This is a genomic window from Pedobacter ginsengisoli (assembly GCF_030244015.1).
Lineage (GTDB): Bacteria > Bacteroidota > Bacteroidia > Sphingobacteriales > Sphingobacteriaceae > Pedobacter > Pedobacter ginsengisoli.
This window is the reverse complement of sequence record NZ_JASSYX010000004.1, coordinates 162,270-179,998: the sequence shown is the minus strand read 5'-3', so window position 1 is coordinate 179,998 and position 17,729 is coordinate 162,270. Positions and strand designations below refer to the sequence as shown.

The 17,729-nt window shown below is 43.6% G+C and carries 12 protein-coding genes; 6 read left to right on the top strand and 6 right to left on the bottom strand.

What is annotated here, in order from left to right; genetic code table 11:
• Positions 1-10 precede the first annotated feature (10 nt).
• Positions 11-3,232 (bottom strand): DUF8693 domain-containing protein, encoded by a 3,222-nt coding sequence (locus QEP08_RS18075; RefSeq protein WP_285060036.1) that lies wholly within the window; start codon positions 3,230-3,232, stop codon positions 11-13.
• A gap of 157 nt (positions 3,233-3,389) precedes the next feature.
• On the opposite strand from QEP08_RS18075, the gene QEP08_RS18070 reads away from it, so the two are divergent.
• A complete protein-coding gene (locus QEP08_RS18070; RefSeq protein WP_285060035.1) occupies positions 3,390-3,530 on the top strand; it encodes a PID-CTERM protein-sorting domain-containing protein in 141 nt (46 codons plus the stop codon).
• 3 nt (positions 3,531-3,533) lie between these two features.
• On the opposite strand, the gene QEP08_RS18065 is transcribed toward QEP08_RS18070, so the two are convergent.
• From QEP08_RS18065 to QEP08_RS18050, 4 genes are read right to left on the bottom strand one after another with little or no spacing between them, the layout of a single operon-like run.
• Positions 3,534-4,388, bottom strand: a complete 855-nt coding sequence (locus QEP08_RS18065; RefSeq protein WP_285060034.1) for an N-acetylglucosamine kinase — start codon at positions 4,386-4,388, stop codon at positions 3,534-3,536.
• Positions 4,389-4,405: 17 nt separating this feature from the next.
• Positions 4,406-5,725 carry a TolC family protein gene (locus QEP08_RS18060; RefSeq protein WP_285060033.1) on the bottom strand — a complete coding sequence of 440 codons (1,320 nt, stop codon included), beginning with the start codon at positions 5,723-5,725 and terminating at the stop codon, positions 4,406-4,408.
• Between the two features lie 10 nt (positions 5,726-5,735).
• The gene (locus QEP08_RS18055; protein ID WP_285060032.1) at positions 5,736-8,840 is read right to left on the bottom strand and encodes an efflux RND transporter permease subunit; all 3,105 of its coding nucleotides are present in this window, start codon (positions 8,838-8,840) and stop codon (positions 5,736-5,738) included.
• Entirely contained in the window at positions 8,837-9,916 is a 1,080-nt protein-coding gene (locus QEP08_RS18050) for an efflux RND transporter periplasmic adaptor subunit (RefSeq protein ID WP_285060031.1), read from the bottom strand. The genes QEP08_RS18055 and QEP08_RS18050 overlap by 4 nt, the downstream gene beginning before the upstream one ends.
• A 222-nt stretch (positions 9,917-10,138) precedes the next feature.
• On the opposite strand from QEP08_RS18050, the gene QEP08_RS18045 reads away from it, so the two are divergent.
• Both QEP08_RS18045 and QEP08_RS18040 read left to right on the top strand, forming a co-directional pair.
• Positions 10,139-11,890: a M61 family metallopeptidase gene (locus QEP08_RS18045; protein ID WP_285060030.1), complete on the top strand. Its 1,752-nt coding sequence runs from the start codon at positions 10,139-10,141 to the stop codon at positions 11,888-11,890.
• 4 nt (positions 11,891-11,894) lie between these two features.
• Positions 11,895-12,032, top strand: coding sequence for a hypothetical protein (locus tag QEP08_RS18040; RefSeq protein ID WP_285060029.1), 138 nt, complete (start codon positions 11,895-11,897; stop codon positions 12,030-12,032).
• On the opposite strand, the gene QEP08_RS18035 is transcribed toward QEP08_RS18040, so the two are convergent.
• Positions 12,029-12,493 carry a hypothetical protein gene (locus QEP08_RS18035; RefSeq protein WP_285060028.1) on the bottom strand — a complete coding sequence of 155 codons (465 nt, stop codon included), beginning with the start codon at positions 12,491-12,493 and terminating at the stop codon, positions 12,029-12,031. The genes QEP08_RS18040 and QEP08_RS18035 overlap by 4 nt on opposite strands.
• Before the next feature lie 492 nt (positions 12,494-12,985).
• Here QEP08_RS18035 and QEP08_RS18030 point away from each other — a divergent pair, with 492 nt between their 5' ends.
• From QEP08_RS18030 to QEP08_RS18020, 3 genes are all read left to right on the top strand, one after another.
• Positions 12,986-14,761 (top strand): AMP-dependent synthetase/ligase, encoded by a 1,776-nt coding sequence (locus QEP08_RS18030; protein ID WP_285060027.1) that lies wholly within the window; start codon positions 12,986-12,988, stop codon positions 14,759-14,761.
• 156 nt (positions 14,762-14,917) lie between these two features.
• Positions 14,918-15,376 carry a MarR family winged helix-turn-helix transcriptional regulator gene (locus tag QEP08_RS18025; RefSeq protein ID WP_285060026.1) on the top strand — a complete coding sequence of 153 codons (459 nt, stop codon included), beginning with the start codon at positions 14,918-14,920 and terminating at the stop codon, positions 15,374-15,376.
• Complete coding sequence (locus QEP08_RS18020) at positions 15,354-17,717, top strand: 3-hydroxyacyl-CoA dehydrogenase/enoyl-CoA hydratase family protein (protein WP_285060025.1); 2,364 nt, start codon at positions 15,354-15,356, stop codon at positions 17,715-17,717. The genes QEP08_RS18025 and QEP08_RS18020 overlap by 23 nt, the downstream gene beginning before the upstream one ends.
• Positions 17,718-17,729: the final 12 nt, after the last annotated feature.

Sequence of the window (17,729 nt, the reverse complement as noted above, 5' to 3'; positions counted from 1 at the left end):
CTACTCAGAATTATTCCTTCACAACTTTAAAGGTTTTTATGATTTTATGGCTTTTCTGTTCATATAGTTTCATTAAATAAAGACCCTTTGATAAATTTGAGCAATCTATTGAGGGTTCAACGTGTGCCCATTCTATTTTCTGTGCAGCAACTATTTTACCTGATACATCCGTAAGTATGAGTTGTGCGTTCTTTGTATTTTTGCCAAGAGATTTGAAATAAAGCCTGTTTGAGACAGGATTAGGATATATAATAACTTCATCTCTGTTGTCAATGGAAGCCTCATCTTGCTTACTGGATTCCAGTTTAATTACAAAACGGTTATCTTGTGTTGCCTGTATTTTGGTATCAATTTTAAATGCATAACCTTTAATGGAGTCCTGCAATTTTATTTCCTGTTTCAGGTAATTATCTGTCAATGTAATTGCCTTAGCCTTTATGAGCGCCGCCGAGGCTTTCACGTCAATGGTGTAAGTTCCGCTTTCCCAGCCTGTGACATAAAGATCAATTTTTTGAATGTCCTTAGATGAGGATCTTTGTTCAATAGCTAATCTGCTGTTCCCGATCACACTTGAAATATTGATATACCCTTCTCCCAATTTTATGGCGTCATTATCATCCAGGTCATCATTTCCATTTTCATCAAAATTTAAACGGTATTGCTGACTAAAGGCTTTTCTGCTTACAAGCGCTGTCATATTTAATTCGCCGCCATTGCTGGTTCCGGAATGCACATTTAAATGAGATAATTTTGGCCTTGATTTGAATTCATTAAAGGCGGCAACACTGCTGACGGCAGTTTCAGCAGCAGGAGCTTTTGCACTTTCTGAAAACGTAATTGAACCTGAAGACTTTCCTGAAAGAACCTTTACAAAAAATCCAGTTCCTATGGGAATCTTTGTGTCAGGGCCGTCACTAACAATGTAATCTCTGTTTAATGGATCATATTGCCAAACATATGGACTCAGATTTACTTTTATAAGATTACCCCAGAGTAGATTCCCCGGATATGGATTTCCAAGCAAGTTAAAGCCTTCTCCCTCTGCTCCGGCATTTTTATTATCTAACTGGAAGCTTAACTCTCCTGTATACACCTTACCAGTATGCGTCAGGTAGTATCCGTCAGGATTCGAAAAGGGAGCTTGCTGGATTTGATTGAGGTAGGCCTCTGGTGCCGTTCGCGATCCCCTGGAAAAAATATAAATTCCTTTTCCTAAGGCTATTTGCGCATTAATATCATTTATGGAGGTATACTTTTGTGACAAATTCCCGGACAAAGATTGATCGTGCAGATACACGGTTCCGCTGTTTAGGGGTGATGCATCAAAACCATTTGACACTCCTCCTGGCCCGGTGATGAACATGGCATTCCTGAAAGCAGAGATATTATAGTATTTTGAACCGGAGGCCGTGTCACAATATACAGGAGAGGCGAGTAACCTCCAGTTCCTTGCTGTTGCGGGAGCGGGGTAATTGCCGGAAATATACTGTTGTACATTTATGTTGCCAATAATACGGGCGTCATTCAGCGGTACGGGCAATATTGACGCCGAACCGGATTTGTCATCGGCCAGCAAAGTGAGGTTGCCGTTGCAGTTGAGTATCCCTCTTTTTAAGCTTACATAACCTGATACCCCGATCTGAGTATTCAGAATCAGCTCACTGTTCATAAGAACCTGGTCATTCTCCAGCCCGTGTATACTTGTTGTCCCATTGCCAGAAAAAAGCTGTGTGCCATTACGCCCTGAAAAAACCAATGTCCCTGTCGTGTGGTTTATCGATATATTTCCATTGTTGATGACATTTCCATTGCACTTTAGAACGATTTGATCGTCTAATTTAATAGCAGCGCCGATGTCTGTCTGCAAAGCGCAATTTATTTCAAGATCATTACTTAACTGAAGTTGAGCGCCTGCTTTGATCGTCAGGGTATTGACTGCTGCCGGGCTGCTCCCGGAAATGCGAACTGATTTTCCTGGAGGAATTATAACATTCGAACCTGATGCGGGTATAAATCCGTTACTCCAATTTGCCGGCAGGGTCCATGATCCGCCTGAAGGACCAATAAATTTTGAAAATTCAGACGGATTGTATTCTTCTTCGGATATTGTGAAGAAAATTGAAGGATTATCCTGGTTGACATATTGTGTTTTCAGCCACTCCATGGGCTTCACTATTTTTTGAATCCGGAGCTCGTCAATAGATCCGGAATAATATCCATTATTTTGTTTGCCGCTACCTATACGTATTGAGCCCCCGTTTCCCAGCATTACGTCGGTTTTGCCGCCCACCTTTAATCCGTTTAAAATAAGAGAGACCTGAGTTCCTGAGATTAAAGCGACTACATGATACCATTTGTTGGGGGTCAATATCGCCGAAGAAGTGGAGACATGAGCGGTCATGCTCCTGTAAAGTTCCACAACGAGTTTCCCATTTGCGTTAACTTTGAATACATACCCATTTCTAAATTGTCCGTTGACGCTGTCATTAGCTATAATCACCTGTTCTGTCCCGATACTGTTTAAATTGATCCAGGCAGAGAGCGTGGCGGTGCTACTGGTATCCATACCGGAATAAAATGTGCCTGTGGACCCTTCCAGCCGGAGACCTGTCCCGATCTTCGAAGGAATAAAATTGGTTTCGTCTACACCGGCGCTGCCGGTTATATCCTGAGCTGTAATACCAGACGATTGTGCATCTTTACTTGTCGCGGGTAATACATCGCATTTAAGATGCCATACCCGGCTGAAATCTCCGGACCAGACGTTTATGCCATTGAATCCAAAAGGATCGTGTAGCAAGGCCGATCCGTAGTATAAATAAATAGAAGTAGCAGCAGTTGCAGTTCCGTTTGCTGAAAGTGAGCCGATTCTGACCCAGCAGGTTAATTTTCCCTTTGCAGGATCATAATTCTCCAGCTCGAAGCTCAGCGGGGTGGAAGGGACACCGCTTAATGCAAAAGAAATATCCCTTCCTTCCACATTTCGCATTTTGTTCCCGCAGGCTCCCGGGACATGGATCAGGTCATCATCCTGAATTTCAATCAGTACAGGGAAGTTTGGTAGATCCTGCTTTATAACGGAAGCGCCGGCACTTATTTCTATTGCCTGAACCTTAGATTTGTTAATCGTAATTTTTTTTCTGTAACTATAGCCGTCCAACCATTCCTGGGCTGCGGCATCATGAACAAAACATAACCATAGAGCCGCAATCAGATACCACAGTGCTTTCATAACAACAATCAATTTTGGCAAATATGATCATTGTGTGCGCAGTTAGCCGGTGATTATCCGGTTAATTGCACAAGTGTTTTTGTTATTTATGGCTGTTTACATATCATTGGCAGATATGAAAAAATATACCTTAATAATTTGTTTTTTTTTAACGGCTATGAATGCATGTGCGCGGCAGGGAGATCCCGGGATGCCGGGCGGAGACCCTGATGTTCCTATTGATGGCGGTACCAGCTTACTGTTATTAGCAGGAGCGGCCTATGGTGTCAAAAAAATAAAAGATATCATTCGCCGGTAAAGGCTATACCAGGATGCCCTCTTTCTTTAGGATATAATTGTAAATCCCTTCAATAGGTTTTTGCAGTATTTTGCCAACTCTTACCTGGTTATTCAGGCAGACCTCTTTCAATACATCCTGATAGTAGAATGCAATCGAGCCTACAAAATGAGTGTCCAGGCTTTTATAATTGGGATAGTCTTTAATATTGGAGTCGACAAACTCCTGGAAACCTTCCCGAAGTATACCCAGAATAAAAGGGTGGTCTTTATGAGCAGCCATAAATTTGCTGATCGATGCGAGATAGATGTTTGGTGCCGGTTTCTGATAAACATTCGTAATCACCGATTCCTTGTCGATCTCATAATCTGCAGCGAATTCAACCCCCAGGTCCGCAGGCATTTGCCCGTAAAGATAGGCTGTAATGAGTTTGCGGCCAAAATAAGTCCCCGAGCCTTCATCGCCCAGGGCATAACCTAATCCGTGTGAACCACTATGAACTTCTGTGCCATCAAAATAAGAAATATTTGACCCTGTACCCAGTATGCAGGTCAGTCCTTTTGTATTTCCACATGTTGCATATGCAGAGCCAATAAGATCATGCTCTACAGACACATAAGCATTTGTGAAAAAAGACGAAATCCCATTAGATATTACTTCTATCTTATCCGGAGAAGAACACCCTGCTCCAAAAAAATAAATTTCCCTTACTTTTTCGGCATAAGCAGCGATCTCCTTCTTTTTGGAAAAAAGCTTGAAGATATCGTGCGCATTTAAAAAGTAAGGATTAATTCCCTGTGTGCTAAAGCTAATCGTTTCGGTAGGACTGTACCCCATCCAATCGGTTTTTGACGAACCACTGTCTGCTACTAGAATCATGAGCTAAAAATAGCAAATTATTGGAAATTTAAAGTCCCGCTGAGCTCCTTTAAACTAATTTCTGTAAGTTTTGCCTGATATTGCGCTTCAAGGTGCCTTGAAATGGCGTCAATCGCATTTCTTTGCGCTTCTCTGAACTCTAAAGGAGCTATGCTGCCTAGTCTGTATTTCGTAAGTGTTATATCCAGGCTTTGTTTTGCGATCTCTACATTATTGCCCTCTACTTTAAGCAAATCCAGGCTGGTCTTATAATTCTGGTAAGCCGAAATTAGCTGCGCGTTAATATTCTGTTTTGTCTTTTCAAGAGTAAGTTCAGAGGAATTGACCCCGATCTTAGCATTTCGCTCGTTCTGGCGCTGTAAAAAGCCATTAAAGATATTCAGGCTCGCTGTAATTCCATAAGTAAAGCCAGTTGCCCGCTGCTGAATATTGAAGCCAGTAGGACTGCTGCTTTTCTGATACTCATACCCACCGTTTACACCGATCACCGGATATCGCTGACCTTTAATTTGCTTTAGATTCAATTCTGCTATTTTTTTGTTGATGAATGCATTCTGGAGATCCGGGTTCATTTGCTCCATTTGCCCTGCCAGCGTGGCATAATCGAGTCCGGTGTTGATGTCAATAACCTCATCAACCTGAAAGTCGGTATTAAGGTCCCTTGCCATGACCAGGTTCAAGTTTGTTTTCGCATTTTTCAAAAGATTTATTTCTTGCAGGTACGACGAAGTATCCGTATTATAATCGACCTGGGCCGTGATTACATCCAGCCTGGAGCCCCTGCCTATAGAAAGTTTATTGTTGGCAATCCTCAGCCTAAGCAGTGAGATATCGAGGGCACTGTCTCTCGCTGTCACCAGTTGTTGCTCTTTCAATACGGTATAATAAGCATTAATGACGCTGCTAATGGTGGCCAGGATCGTGGCTTTAGCACTAACCTCGCCTTGTTTCTGCAGCTCCTTTAATCTTTCATAATTGGTAAACATCTGCATCCCGTCAAAGATTGTCCAGCCCAGATCCACCCCATAACTCATATTGGAGTTCCTGACCCCGGTCAGCGTTTGTTGATTACCATTGCTTTGCGTACGCGTGGTATTTTGACGGCTGCCGCCTTCAGCAAAGCTGCCATTCAGACGCGGCAGCAAACCGGCATTCCCGGGATTGACATTATTTTTGGCGATTTGAACTTCATTGTTCACCAGTTTAATGTCGTAGTTATTTTTAAGCGCAGTGGCAACAGCATCCTGCAACGATAATTTTTCCTGGGCAGCCAGCTGGAATTTGCTAAACACCAGCAGGAGCGACAGGCAAATCTTTATGATAGTAATGATCTTCATTATTCCTAATCTAAGCTTTTTCTTCGGCCAGTACAGCCTTTAAAGATCGCTGTAGTTCCGTATTTGTTTTATGTTCTTTCGACCAGTATGAATAGATGGCTGGAATCACAAAAAGTGTCAGTATCAGAGAGAACATCGTTCCTCCGACAATCACAATACCCATACCCATACGGCTTTTCGCAGCTGCCCCTAGTGCCATAGCGATCGGAAGCGCACCAATTGAAATTGCGAGGCTCGTCATTAAGATAGGTCTTAACCTTGATACGGAGGCTTCCCTGATTGCCTCATGGACACTTTTGCCATTTTCCTTAAGCTGATTGGCAAATTCTACAATCAAAATGCCATTTTTTGTGACCAGCCCGATCAGCATAATGGTGCCGATCTGGCTAAAGATATTCCAGCTCTGACCAAAGAGCCACAAAGAGAGGAACGCTCCTGCAACAGCCATAGGTACAGTCAAAATGATAATTATAGGATCTTTGAAGCTTTCAAACTGAGCAGAAAGTATCAGATAAACAAGTAACAAGGCCAGGCCAAACGCGAACATTGTATTTGACGAACTTTCCTGAAAGTCCCTTGATTCTCCGCTTAGATCTGTAGAAAATGTATGGTCCAGTACCTTATCCCTGATCCTGTCCATTTCTCCAATTCCGTCACCAATGCTTTTGCCTGGTGCCAGGCCGGCAGAGACCGTAGCGGCAATAAACCTGTTGTTCCGGTACAATTGAGGTGGACTGCTTTCTTCCTTTGCCGTGATCAGGTTATCAAGTTGTATCAATTCGCCCTTGTTGTTGCGTACATAAACCGAACTCAGGTCCAGCGGATCCTTACGGTCACCACGGTCAAATTGTCCAATAACCTGGTATTGTTTTCCGTTCATAAAGAAATAAGAAAATCGCTGCCCGCTCAATCCAAGCTGCAGGGCCTGTGCGACATCAACCACTGAAAGCCCCAGGTTTTTTGCTTTTTCACGGTCTATAGTCAGGTTGATCTCCGGTTTGTTAAACTTCAGGTTCACATCGGCCATGCTAAATACAGGACTCTTACTAACTTCGTCCATAAACAGAGGCACTTTTTCTCTTAATTTCTCAAAGTTTTGAGCCTGGATAATATAACTTATGGGCAAGCCCCCCCGTCTTCCTACAGAAATGGTCGGCTGCTGCGTGACCACAGTTTTTCCCTCTGAATATTTTTTGGTGATTTTGGTAATATCCGCCGCGACTTCTTGCTGTGTCTTTTCACGATCTGCCGGATCTGTGAGGCCCAAACGCAAGAAACCTGAATTGGTAGACCCTGCACCGCCAAAGCCCGGAGCAGTAAGTGTCAGCATGACCCTTTTTTCCGGAATTGAATCGTTGATCATATCAGTAAGCTTCAAAATGAAGCGGTCAGTATATTCATAGGAAGCGCCTTCTGGTGTAGACACATTCACATTTACCGCACTCCGGTCATCATAAGGTGCCGTCTCTTTAGGCAGCAATTTCCAGAAAAGCACGATCAGGCCGATACATACCAGTATAATAGGTGCTGCCAGCCATCTTCTTTTAAGAAATTTGTTGAGGTTGGCAGCATAGCTGTCATTCAGTTTTACAAAGTAAGGCTCGGTCAGGGTATAAAATTTAGATTTCCTGGATCCCGTCTTCTTCATCAAATATGCATTGAGCATTGGCGTCAATGTGAGCGATACAAACGCCGATATCAGAACCGCTGAACCGATCACGATGCCAAACTCCCGGAACAGCCGCCCTACAAATCCCTCCAGAAATACGACCGGCAGAAATACTGCAGCCAATGTCACTGAAATAGAGATTACCGCAAAAAATATTTCGTCAGACCCTTTGATCGCAGCCTCAAACGGGGACAAACCTTCCTCCACTTTTTTAAATATATTCTCTGTCACGACGATACCGTCATCTACTACCAATCCAGTGGCCAGCACAATAGCCAGTAGCGTGAGGACATTGATGGAAAAGCCGCAAATGTACATGATAAAGAAAGTAAATACCAGCGAAACAGGAATGTCGATCAACGGCCTGATGGCAATGGCCCAGTCCCTGAAAAATAGATAAATGATCAGAATAACCAATACCAGCGCAATGATGATAGTTTCCGCCACCTCCGTAACAGAACGCTTGATAAACAAGGTATTGTCCATTGAGATGTCCAGTTTAATATCCCTGGGAACATTCTCCTTCAGCTCATCATAGCGCTTGTAAAACTCCTTTGCGATGTCAAGGTAATTGGCCCCCGGCTGCGGTTGCAGGACTACAGCTACCATTGGCTTACCCGACTCCCTCAATATTGTCTCCTCATTTTCGGGGCCGAGTACCGCAGAACCTATGTCCTGGAATTTTACGACGCTGTTGCTGTCGCTTTTGATGATGAGGTTGTTGAACTCCTCCTCATTGGTCAGCTTTCCTAACGTCTTTACCGTCAGTTCTGTGTTTGCACCTGTGATCTTTCCCGACGGAAGTTCAACATTCTCCTTATCCAGTGCTGTCACTACATCTTGCGAGGTTAATCCATAAGCCGCAAGCTTATTGGGATTGATCCAAAGGCGCATGGCAAACTTCTTCTGGCCCCAGATCCTTACACCACTCACACCCGGAATCGTCTGCACGCGCTCGGCGATAACATTTTCAGCATAATCACTCAGTTCAAGTTGGTTGCGTTCATCACTTCGTACCGTCATTGCGATGATGGGATCATCATTAGCATCTGCCTTACTGACCACAGGAGTACCGTCAATATCTTTAGGTAAACTCCTTGCCGCCTGGGACACTTTATCGCGCACATCATTTGCCGCCGCCTCGATATCCTTGTTCAAGTTGAATTCTATAGTAATATTGCTGCTGCCCTGATTGCTTGATGAAGAAATGTTCCGCACACCATCTATACTATTGATTACTTTTTCAAGAGGTTCAGTAATCTGTGATTCAATGATATCAGAATTTGCGCCCGGGTAGGAAGTCCTGACAGAGACAACCGTTGGGTCAATAGTAGGATATTCCCTGATGCCCAGGAATGTGTAGCCGATGACGCCGAATAAAAGCAGCATCAGGTTCATGACAATAGCCAGAACCGGCCGTTTTATGCTAATCGTTGATATACTCATCTTTTAATCAGTTTTACTTTTACAGGGGCATCAGGTTTTAAGGACATAGCACCAGTGGTCAGAACAGTGTCTCCTGTATTTAACCCCGAAGTAATCACAATGTCCTTACTCGTCCTCGTACCTGCAGTTACTTCCACTTGTTTTGCCTTGCCATTCTCGCTTATAAATACCGTTTTTCCTTTCAGTACAGGGATTACCGCCTCATTGGGTATCAGTATCGCATCATCCATGGTACTTAAAGCCAGCTTGATCTTAGCGAAAGACCCGGGCAACAGTTCATTGTTCGGATTTTGTGCCAGCGCTTTGATATTCAGTGTTCTGGTCTGTGCATTTATACCCGGCTCAATTGCAAAAACTTTGCCTTTATAAGACCTGGCAGATCCCCCGGCAGTAAAATTAATTTCCGAATCCAGCTTAATTTGTGAGGCATATTTTTCCGGAATGGAAAAATTAATCTTTATCGGATTTGTACTCAACAAATTGGCAATTACCTTTGAAGGCGTAAGGTATTCGCCTGTGGAGATGTTTCGAAGCCCGATCCTGCCACTAAAAGGAGCATAAATAACGGTACGGGCCAGCTGAGCACGGATCAGTTGAACCTGGGCCTTCAGCGATTCCAGATCAGCAACAGCCGTATCGTATTCTTCCTGACTTATTGCGCCTTTGGCCAGCAACTGTTTGGCGCGGCCTTCATTTGCTGCTGAAAGTTTTTGTCTGGTCTGCGCTTCCAGCAACTGCGCCTGTATGTCTCGGTCGTTGATCTTGACTAGTAATGTGCCTTTAGCCACATTACTCCCTTCTTTAAAATAAATGCCCGTTACCAAACCTGCTACCTCGCTTTGCAGCGCCACGGATTCATTAGGTTCTATACTTCCCGAGATCTCCAGATCATTGTTGAACTTGGTTGGAGTGACAACAATTCCTTCGACCTGCATAGCTGGCGCCCCTGCTTTGCTACCTGCGGGAGCCTTACCGCCACCCTGGCCCTCTATTTTTTTATTTGCAGAAATCCTGTAATAAATTAAATAAGCAAGCCCTAAAATAATGACGGCGTAAATGATATATCTTAACTTCATATCTGGTATGTCCTCGTTAGCTGAATGCAAAAATATTCAAATATGCCGCCTGCAATTGCTTGTATTAAGGATGTTACAGCCTGAATTGCCAACTTCATGCTTAAAGTTACATAAATCCAAACTTTACCCCGCGCGGTTTTTCAGAGGGCATAAGATCAATAAAATTATTTCTAAGTTTGTGACATGAAAGGATCGTTAGCAGGTTTATTAATTTTATTAGCTATGAGTATGACAAGCAAATCCCAAATAAAGATACAATTTGAGGTGAGCTTTATTGAGCCTCAGGCACATTATGCAGAAGTAGAGATGAACATCTCCGGATTGAACAAGGAGTATGTTGATCTGAAGATGCCAGTATGGACACCGGGATCATACCTGGTACGTGAATTCGCTAAAAACGTGGAAGGATTTAAGGCAAACACAGGGGGCAAGTCCCTTAAATTTGAGAAAGTAAGGAAGAACACATGGCGAGTCTACACTGGCAAAGCAAAAACATTTGCAGTTCAGTATAGAGTATATGCCAATGAGCCGTCCGTCCGTACTGCGTTTATAGACGATACCCATGCATTCTTATCCAGCGCAAGTATATTTATGTATCCCGATGGGATGATAAATTTGCCGAGTACAGTAAAGATCAAGCCATTTGCAGGATGGGAAAAGGTGTCTACAGGACTGGAGCCGCTATCCGGCGAAGCGTTTACATACACAGCACCGAACTTCGACATCTTATACGACAGCCCGCTTGAAGTAGGCAACCAGGACATATTTGAATTTACCGCTTCTGGCATAAAACACGAAGTGGCCATGTATGGCGGAGGCAATTATGATAAGGAGCGTCTAAAGGTTGATATGGCTAAAATAGTGGAAGAAGCTACGGCTATTTACGGTGAGAATCCAAATAAGCATTATACGTTCATTGTACACAATTTCTATTTGTCGGGCGGCGGTCTGGAACATTTGAATTCTACAGTTTTAGGCGCTACACGCGATGCCTATACCGATGAAAAGAAATATAAAGGCTTTTTGGCCCTGGTCGCCCACGAGTATCATCACCTGTGGAATGTGAAGCGCTTGCGTCCTTTTGCCCTAGGGCCTTTTGACTATGACAATGAAAATTACACGACAAACCTTTGGGTTGCTGAAGGCTTTACCGCTTATTTTGAGCATAAACTGATGCTGAGAGCAGGTTTCTTTGGCGAACAGGAAACTGTCCAGGCGCTTGCCGACGCGGTTTCTGTGGTCATGAATACACAAGGCGCCAAAGTGCAGTCGGCGGCTGAGGCCAGTTATGATGCCTGGATCAAGTACTACAGGCCCAATGAGAATTCCGGCAACTCAACCATTTCTTATTACAATAAAGGGGAGGTTATTGGACTACTTATGGACCTTGAGATCTCCAATGCGACTAAAGGGGGTAAGAATCTTGATGATGTCATGAGTGCAATGTACCATGAATATTATAAGAAAAAGGGCAGAGGTTATACCGATGCTGAATTTAAAGCCATGGCAGAAAAGATCAGCGGAATCAGCTTTACTGATTTTTGGAGGAAATATGTAAATGGAACTGATCCGATCGAATACAAAAAATACCTGGGTTATGCGGGTATCAGTGTTAAAGATTTGTTTGATGGAAATAAGACACCTTATCTCGGTGCAGCCTCCAAAAAAATCGAGGCCAGTATCATCATCTCCGCCGTTGTCCGTGGCAGTGCAGCCTGGACCAGCGGTCTAAATTTCAACGATGAGGTTTTGTATGTTGACGGAGTTCCGGTGGAAGCCGCTATAGATAAGATGCCAGCAATCACAGGCAAAAAAGCAGGCGATGATGTGGTGTTTACGATAAGAAGAGACGGGTTAATAAAAACGATTACTGTGAAACTAAAAACAAATCCTAATGTGAAGCTGGAGGCGACTATTGATGCGGATGCAAGCGCGGGGAAAGCTGCCGTCAGGGCGAAATGGTTGCGAAAATAGCCGTATGCTTATCTCTTTTCAGCCTGAGCGATTTTTGGGGGAAACAGGACGTGCGTACAGAAACAGAAACGACAAAGGCCCTGGTATTACCAGGGCCTTTGTCGTTTCAATAGCGATAATTGATGATGTCAATTATTTCTAAAATGCGTAGCGCAGTGATATACCAAATCTGGCTGCGGTAAATTCTGTTCCCTGATTTAAGGTGAACATTGGGCGCCAGTCAAACGCAAAATCAAGTGGTGCGCCCGGAACCTTAAAATCCAGACCTGCAGTCGGTCTCAATTGTACTGCTGTTGAATGTTTTCCAAACAGGAAGTTTGGGCCAATGCCGACATACCAGTCCAGACCTTTAGCCCCGGTAATCCTGTCGTTGTATTGAAACTCTGCTCCAAGTCCCACAACATTACCGTCAAAAAAGATCAGGTTGGCATCTACCGCACCATTGCTGGAAAAAAAGTGCTTTACATTGAAGCCGACACCTGTTGATCCGTCGCCGGCATCGATGCGCATACCCAATGCGGTTTTATAGTTTTGAGCCTGAGCTGTATTTGTGAACAAAAACAAGCCTGTGCAACCAATTAGCGTAAAGAGTAATTTTTTCATAATCATATGTATTTGTTTAATTTTTTATAGATAAGCGATTCTCAGCAACTATTGTGCCGATAGCAGTTGTCACTGATTTTCCGCGTCATTGTGTTATAATTTAGTCAAATGAAACGCATGGAATGTCTTTTGAAGTATATAAACGCATGCAGGCTGTATTGCGCACATCATACACAGCAATAATCTTAGCTGCGTTACATTTGATTTATCAATAGAAAAACTAAAATATAATACAAACTCTAAAAAAACTCAACTACGGCTAAGGAGAACCAGGTGTCAGTTAGGTATCAACTAGGTGTCAGTTAGGTGTCTGGCAGGTCTGCACACCTATCTGACAGGGAACTTTAACCTAGGCAGCAGCCAGAACAGTCAAAATTGCGTACGGCGGTAACGGAAACAATGGAATCTAAGGTAAGTGCGGCTATGAATATGGGTGTTTTTTCTTATATTGCTTACATTCATTATTGAATCAAATTCTAATAAAATGATGTTATGGCCGAGACGATAACAAGGGTATTCGATCTGCTCAAGTACAATTTAGAGCGTTTTCCGAAAGAAGAATTTATCAGTGGTAAAGTAAACGGTGAGTGGAAAAAGTATAGTACCGCAGATTTTTGTCGTATTGTAGACGATTTGAGTCGCGGACTGACCAGTATTGGTGTTGCCAAAGGTTCCAGGGTGGCGGTAATGTCTCACAACAAGCCGGAATGGAACATTACTGATTTTGCGATCATGCAATTGGGAGCCTATCAGGTGCCGCTTTATCCCACCCTTGCCGAACATGACATTAAGTTCATTTTAGAAAACGCGGAAGTCAACCTGATCTTTGTGGATGATGAAGCGATATATGCCAAAGTAAAACCGGTTTGTGAGGAGCTAAAACGCGACATTAAAATCTATTCATTCAGCCAGACAAAGGATATACCGCACTGGGAGGAACTGTTAAAAGCCGGAAAAGGTCTGACGGTGGACCTGGACAGTTACAGGACGCAGGTAAAGCCGGATGATATTTTGACTTTAATCTATACCTCAGGTACAACAGGCACACCTAAAGGAGTGATGCTGACTCACGATAACCTGGTCAGGAATTTTGAAAACTCGGCGGTATTGTTGCCTGAAGGAATCAAAAAGGGACTGAGTTTTCTGCCCTTGTCACATATTTTTGAACGCATGGTAGTTTACCTCTATATGTACTGCGACGTTGCTGTATATTATGCGGAGAGCATGGATACCATTGTTGCCGATATCCAGTACGTAAAACCTAATGTTTTCTCTACGGTGCCGCGCCTGCTCGAAAAGGTTTATGAAAAGATTATGGAAAAAGGCAAGGCGCTTACCGGAATTAAAAGAGGATTGTTCTTCTGGGCGGTTTCCCTTGCAGAGAAATTTGAATTTAAAAAGGGCTGGTTTTATAAGTTTGACCTTGGCATTGCCCGTAAACTGATCTTTAAAAAATGGCAGCAAGCACTTGGGGGCAATGTTGTGGTCATCATTTCGGGAGGGGCTGCATTGAACCCAAGGCTGGCAAGAATCTTTTGGGCAGCGGGTATGCCTGTATTTGAAGGATATGGCCTCACCGAAACTTCTCCGGTGATTACTGTAAATCATTTTGGAAATACCATGTTTGGAACCGTTGGCCCTGTAATAGAGGGCGTTGAAGTTAAAATAGCTGCGGACGGAGAGGTGCTGGCACGCGGGCACAACATCATGAAAGGTTACTACCTGAGGGATGACCTGACTGCTGAAACCATTGATAAGGACGGCTGGTTCCATACCGGAGACATCGGGCAGCTCGTCGATGGAAAATTTCTTAAGATTACTGACAGGAAAAAGGAAATTTTTAAAACCGCGGGAGGCAAATACATAGCTCCACAAATGCTGGAAAACAAATTTAAGGAGACGCCGCTGGTGGATCAGGTGATGGTGCTCGGTGAAAACCGGAAATTTCCTGCAGCCTTGTTTGTCCCCAACTTTCCGGCGCTGAAATTATGGGCGCAGAAAAAAGGGATCAATTATACTACTGACCAGGAAATGACCAAAGATGAACAAGTATTGGTCAAGTTTGATCAGATCGTAAAAAATACCTGTAAGGATTTTGGAAAATGGGAACAGGTGAAGCGCTTTGCATTGCTGGACAAGCCCTGGAGTATAGACGGAGGTGAACTTACGCCGAAGCTAAGCCTGAAGAGAAAAGTAATCCTGGAGAAAAATAAGTCTTTAATTGAAAAGATTTATGCGGACGCCGAAAATTACAAAGTGCCTGAATAAAATCTAAGCATACAAAGTTCAGTCTGAAATAGTATTTAGTTTAAAAAGCCGTTCAAATTATTTTTGAATGGCTTTTTTGCGTAATAAAATTTTAATGATTGTGCTTGCAAACTAATTATTAATTCGATAGCTTTGTTATGCAAGCATAGTATTTAAATGAAACAGCAGGAAACAGTAGATTATTTTTTGAAGGTAGTTTGGCAGAATGTGGCTAATACTTATAACCAGATCGCTTCTGGTTTTGGAATAACCCAGGCAATTGGTTATGTCCTGATCAATATTGATAAGGAAGGCACAGCTGTGACACAACTTGCGGGTCTGCTCGGTGTAAAGGCTACCAGTTTATCCCGGATGTTAAACAATATGGAAGAACTGGGGTTAATATACCGTGAGGCATCATTGGGCGATAAGCGCTCAGTAAAAGTTTACCTGACGGAGTTTGGTGTGGAAAAGCGACACCTGGCCAAAGGGGTCGTGATTTCTTTCAATGAATATCTGAATGCCAATATGACCATACCTGAAAAAAATAACCTGATCAATACTTTACAGAAACTCAACAAACTCACTTTAGCATATCCAATCCCTATTCAAGATGAGGAACAAAAAAATAAATAAAGTTGCGGTGTTGGGCTCGGGCATTATGGGCTCCCGTATCGCGTGTCACTTTGCCAATATAGGTGTGGAGGTGCTGCTGCTGGATATTGTGCCCAAAGAGGGCCCAAGGAACAGTATTGTTGACGCCGCTTTGCAAACCGCTGTAAAAACCAATCCTTCCCCGGTGTATTCTAAAAAAGTGCTGGGTAAAATCAGTACCGGTAATTTTGAAGATGACATGGCGAAGATCGGCGGCTATGACTGGATCATAGAAGTTGTGGTGGAAAACCTGGACATCAAGAAAAAAGTGTTTGAACAAGTGGAACAACACCGTAAACCGGGTACTCTGGTTACTTCTAATACCTCCGGGATTCCAATTCACCTGATGTCTGAGGGCAGAAGTGATGATTTTAAGGCAAATTTCTGCGGCACGCATTTCTTTAACCCGCCGCGTTACCTGAGGTTGCTGGAAGTTATCCCTACAGCAGATACCAGACCCGAGCTGGTCGATTTCCTGATGCATTACGGGGATAAGTTTTTAGGGAAAACTACTGTTTTGTGTAAGGATACACCCGCCTTTATTGCCAACAGGGTCGGTGTATATTCCATTATGGCATTGTTGCATCTGGTAGAAAAAATGGACCTTACGGTGGAGGAGGTAGATAAATTTACCGGTCCGGCACTGGGTAGGCCCAAGTCCGCGACCTTCCGTACGACTGATGTGGTAGGGCTGGATACGATGATTAAGGTGGCTAAGGGACTTTATGACAATTGCCCGGATGACAAAGCGCATGATTTGTTTAGGCTTCCCGTATATGTGGAGAAAATGGATGCCAATAAATGGCTGGGTGATAAAACAGGCCAGGGATTCTATAAAAAGACCAAAACGGCAGATGGGAAGACAGAGATACTCGCGCTGGATTTGAAAACCCTGGAATACAGGCCTCAGGTCAAAGTAAAATCTGCTACACTGGACCTGACCAAATCCATCGATAATGTAAGGGAGCGGATGAAGGTATTTGCAACAGGTAAGGATAAGGCAGCAGAGCTGTTCAGGGCCTCTTTTTTTGGTCTGTTTGAATATGTGTCTGACCGTATTCCGGAAATAGCAGATGAACTGTACCGCATTGACGATGCGATGCGTGCAGGCTTTGGCTGGGATCTCGGTCCGTTTGAAGTTTGGGATGCTGTTGGGATAGCAGAAGCCGTGGAAGGTATGAATAAATATGGACATGAGGCTGCTGGCTGGGTCCATGAAATGCTTGCTGCAGGAAATTCATCTTTTTACAAAGTGGAAGATGGCATTCGAAAATATTATGACATTCCTTCTAAAAGTTATAAAGCGGTACCTGGTACTGAGGAGTTTGTCATCCTTGACAACCTGAGGGCCAACAAACTGATTTGGAAAAATTCCGGAGCTTCTATCATTGATCTGGGCGATGGAATCATCAATGTGGAGTTTCATTCTAAAATGAATACCATTGGGGGTGATACTTTGCAGGCGATCAATAAAGCCATTGACATGGCGGAAAAAGATTACCGGGGAGTAGTGATTGGGAATGATGGAGCTAATTTTAGTGCTGGTGCCAATGTGGGCATGATCTTTATGATGGCGGTGGAACAGGAATGGGAAGAACTGAACATGGCTATAAGGTTGTTTCAGAATACGAGTATGCGGATCAGGTATTCTTCCATTCCGGTTGTTGTGGCACCACATAATCTGACACTGGGAGGTGGCTGTGAGTTTAGCCTGCACGCTGATCATGTGCAATTGAATGCGGAAACTTATATGGGGCTGGTTGAGTTCGGTGTGGGTGTAATCCCCGGTGGTGGGGGTACCAAGGAATTTGCGTTGCGTGCTTCTGATGAGTATAGAGATGATCAGATCGTTCAGCAGGTACTTAAAGACCGCTTCCTGACCATAGGGATGGCTAAAGTTTCTACCTCTGCTGCGGAGGCCTTTGAACTGGGTTATCTGCAAAAAGATAAGTATTCTATTACAATGAACAGGAGCAGGCTGATCGCCGATGCGAAAGCTAAGGCGATAGAGCTGGCTGATGGGGGTTATACCCGCCCGGTACAAAGAAAGGACATTAAGGTACTGGGCAAGCAGGGCCTGGGTATCGTATACGCCGGAGCGAATACCATGTATTCGGGAAACTATATCTCTGAGCATGATAAAAAGATCTCTGAAAAACTTGGCTGGGTAATGTGTGGCGGTGATTTGTCTTCACCAACTGAAGTAACAGAGCAATATTTACTTGACCTGGAAAGGGAGGCGTTCTTGTCATTGTGCGGTGAGCGCAAGACCCTGGAGCGTATACAGAGTATTGTGACCAAAGGGAAACCTTTAAGGAATTAATAGCTAATAAAA

Excerpts from the sequence above, each read along its gene's own strand:
- QEP08_RS18075 (WP_285060036.1), bottom strand. The coding sequence starts at position 3,232 with ATGAAAGCACTGTGGTATCTGATTGCGGCTCTATGGTTATGTTTTGTT.
- QEP08_RS18070 (WP_285060035.1), top strand. The coding sequence starts at position 3,390 with ATGAATGCATGTGCGCGGCAGGGAGATCCCGGGATGCCGGGCGGAGAC.
- QEP08_RS18065 (WP_285060034.1), bottom strand. The coding sequence starts at position 4,388 with ATGATTCTAGTAGCAGACAGTGGTTCGTCAAAAACCGATTGGATGGGG.
- QEP08_RS18060 (WP_285060033.1), bottom strand. The coding sequence starts at position 5,725 with ATGAAGATCATTACTATCATAAAGATTTGCCTGTCGCTCCTGCTGGTG.
- QEP08_RS18055 (WP_285060032.1), bottom strand. The coding sequence starts at position 8,840 with ATGAGTATATCAACGATTAGCATAAAACGGCCGGTTCTGGCTATTGTC.
- QEP08_RS18050 (WP_285060031.1), bottom strand. The coding sequence starts at position 9,916 with ATGAAGTTAAGATATATCATTTACGCCGTCATTATTTTAGGGCTTGCT.
- QEP08_RS18045 (WP_285060030.1), top strand. The coding sequence starts at position 10,139 with ATGAGTATGACAAGCAAATCCCAAATAAAGATACAATTTGAGGTGAGC.
- QEP08_RS18040 (WP_285060029.1), top strand. The coding sequence starts at position 11,895 with ATGCTTATCTCTTTTCAGCCTGAGCGATTTTTGGGGGAAACAGGACGT.
- QEP08_RS18035 (WP_285060028.1), bottom strand. The coding sequence starts at position 12,493 with ATGAAAAAATTACTCTTTACGCTAATTGGTTGCACAGGCTTGTTTTTG.
- QEP08_RS18030 (WP_285060027.1), top strand. The coding sequence starts at position 12,986 with ATGGCCGAGACGATAACAAGGGTATTCGATCTGCTCAAGTACAATTTA.
- QEP08_RS18025 (WP_285060026.1), top strand. The coding sequence starts at position 14,918 with ATGAAACAGCAGGAAACAGTAGATTATTTTTTGAAGGTAGTTTGGCAG.
- QEP08_RS18020 (WP_285060025.1), top strand. The coding sequence starts at position 15,354 with ATGAGGAACAAAAAAATAAATAAAGTTGCGGTGTTGGGCTCGGGCATT.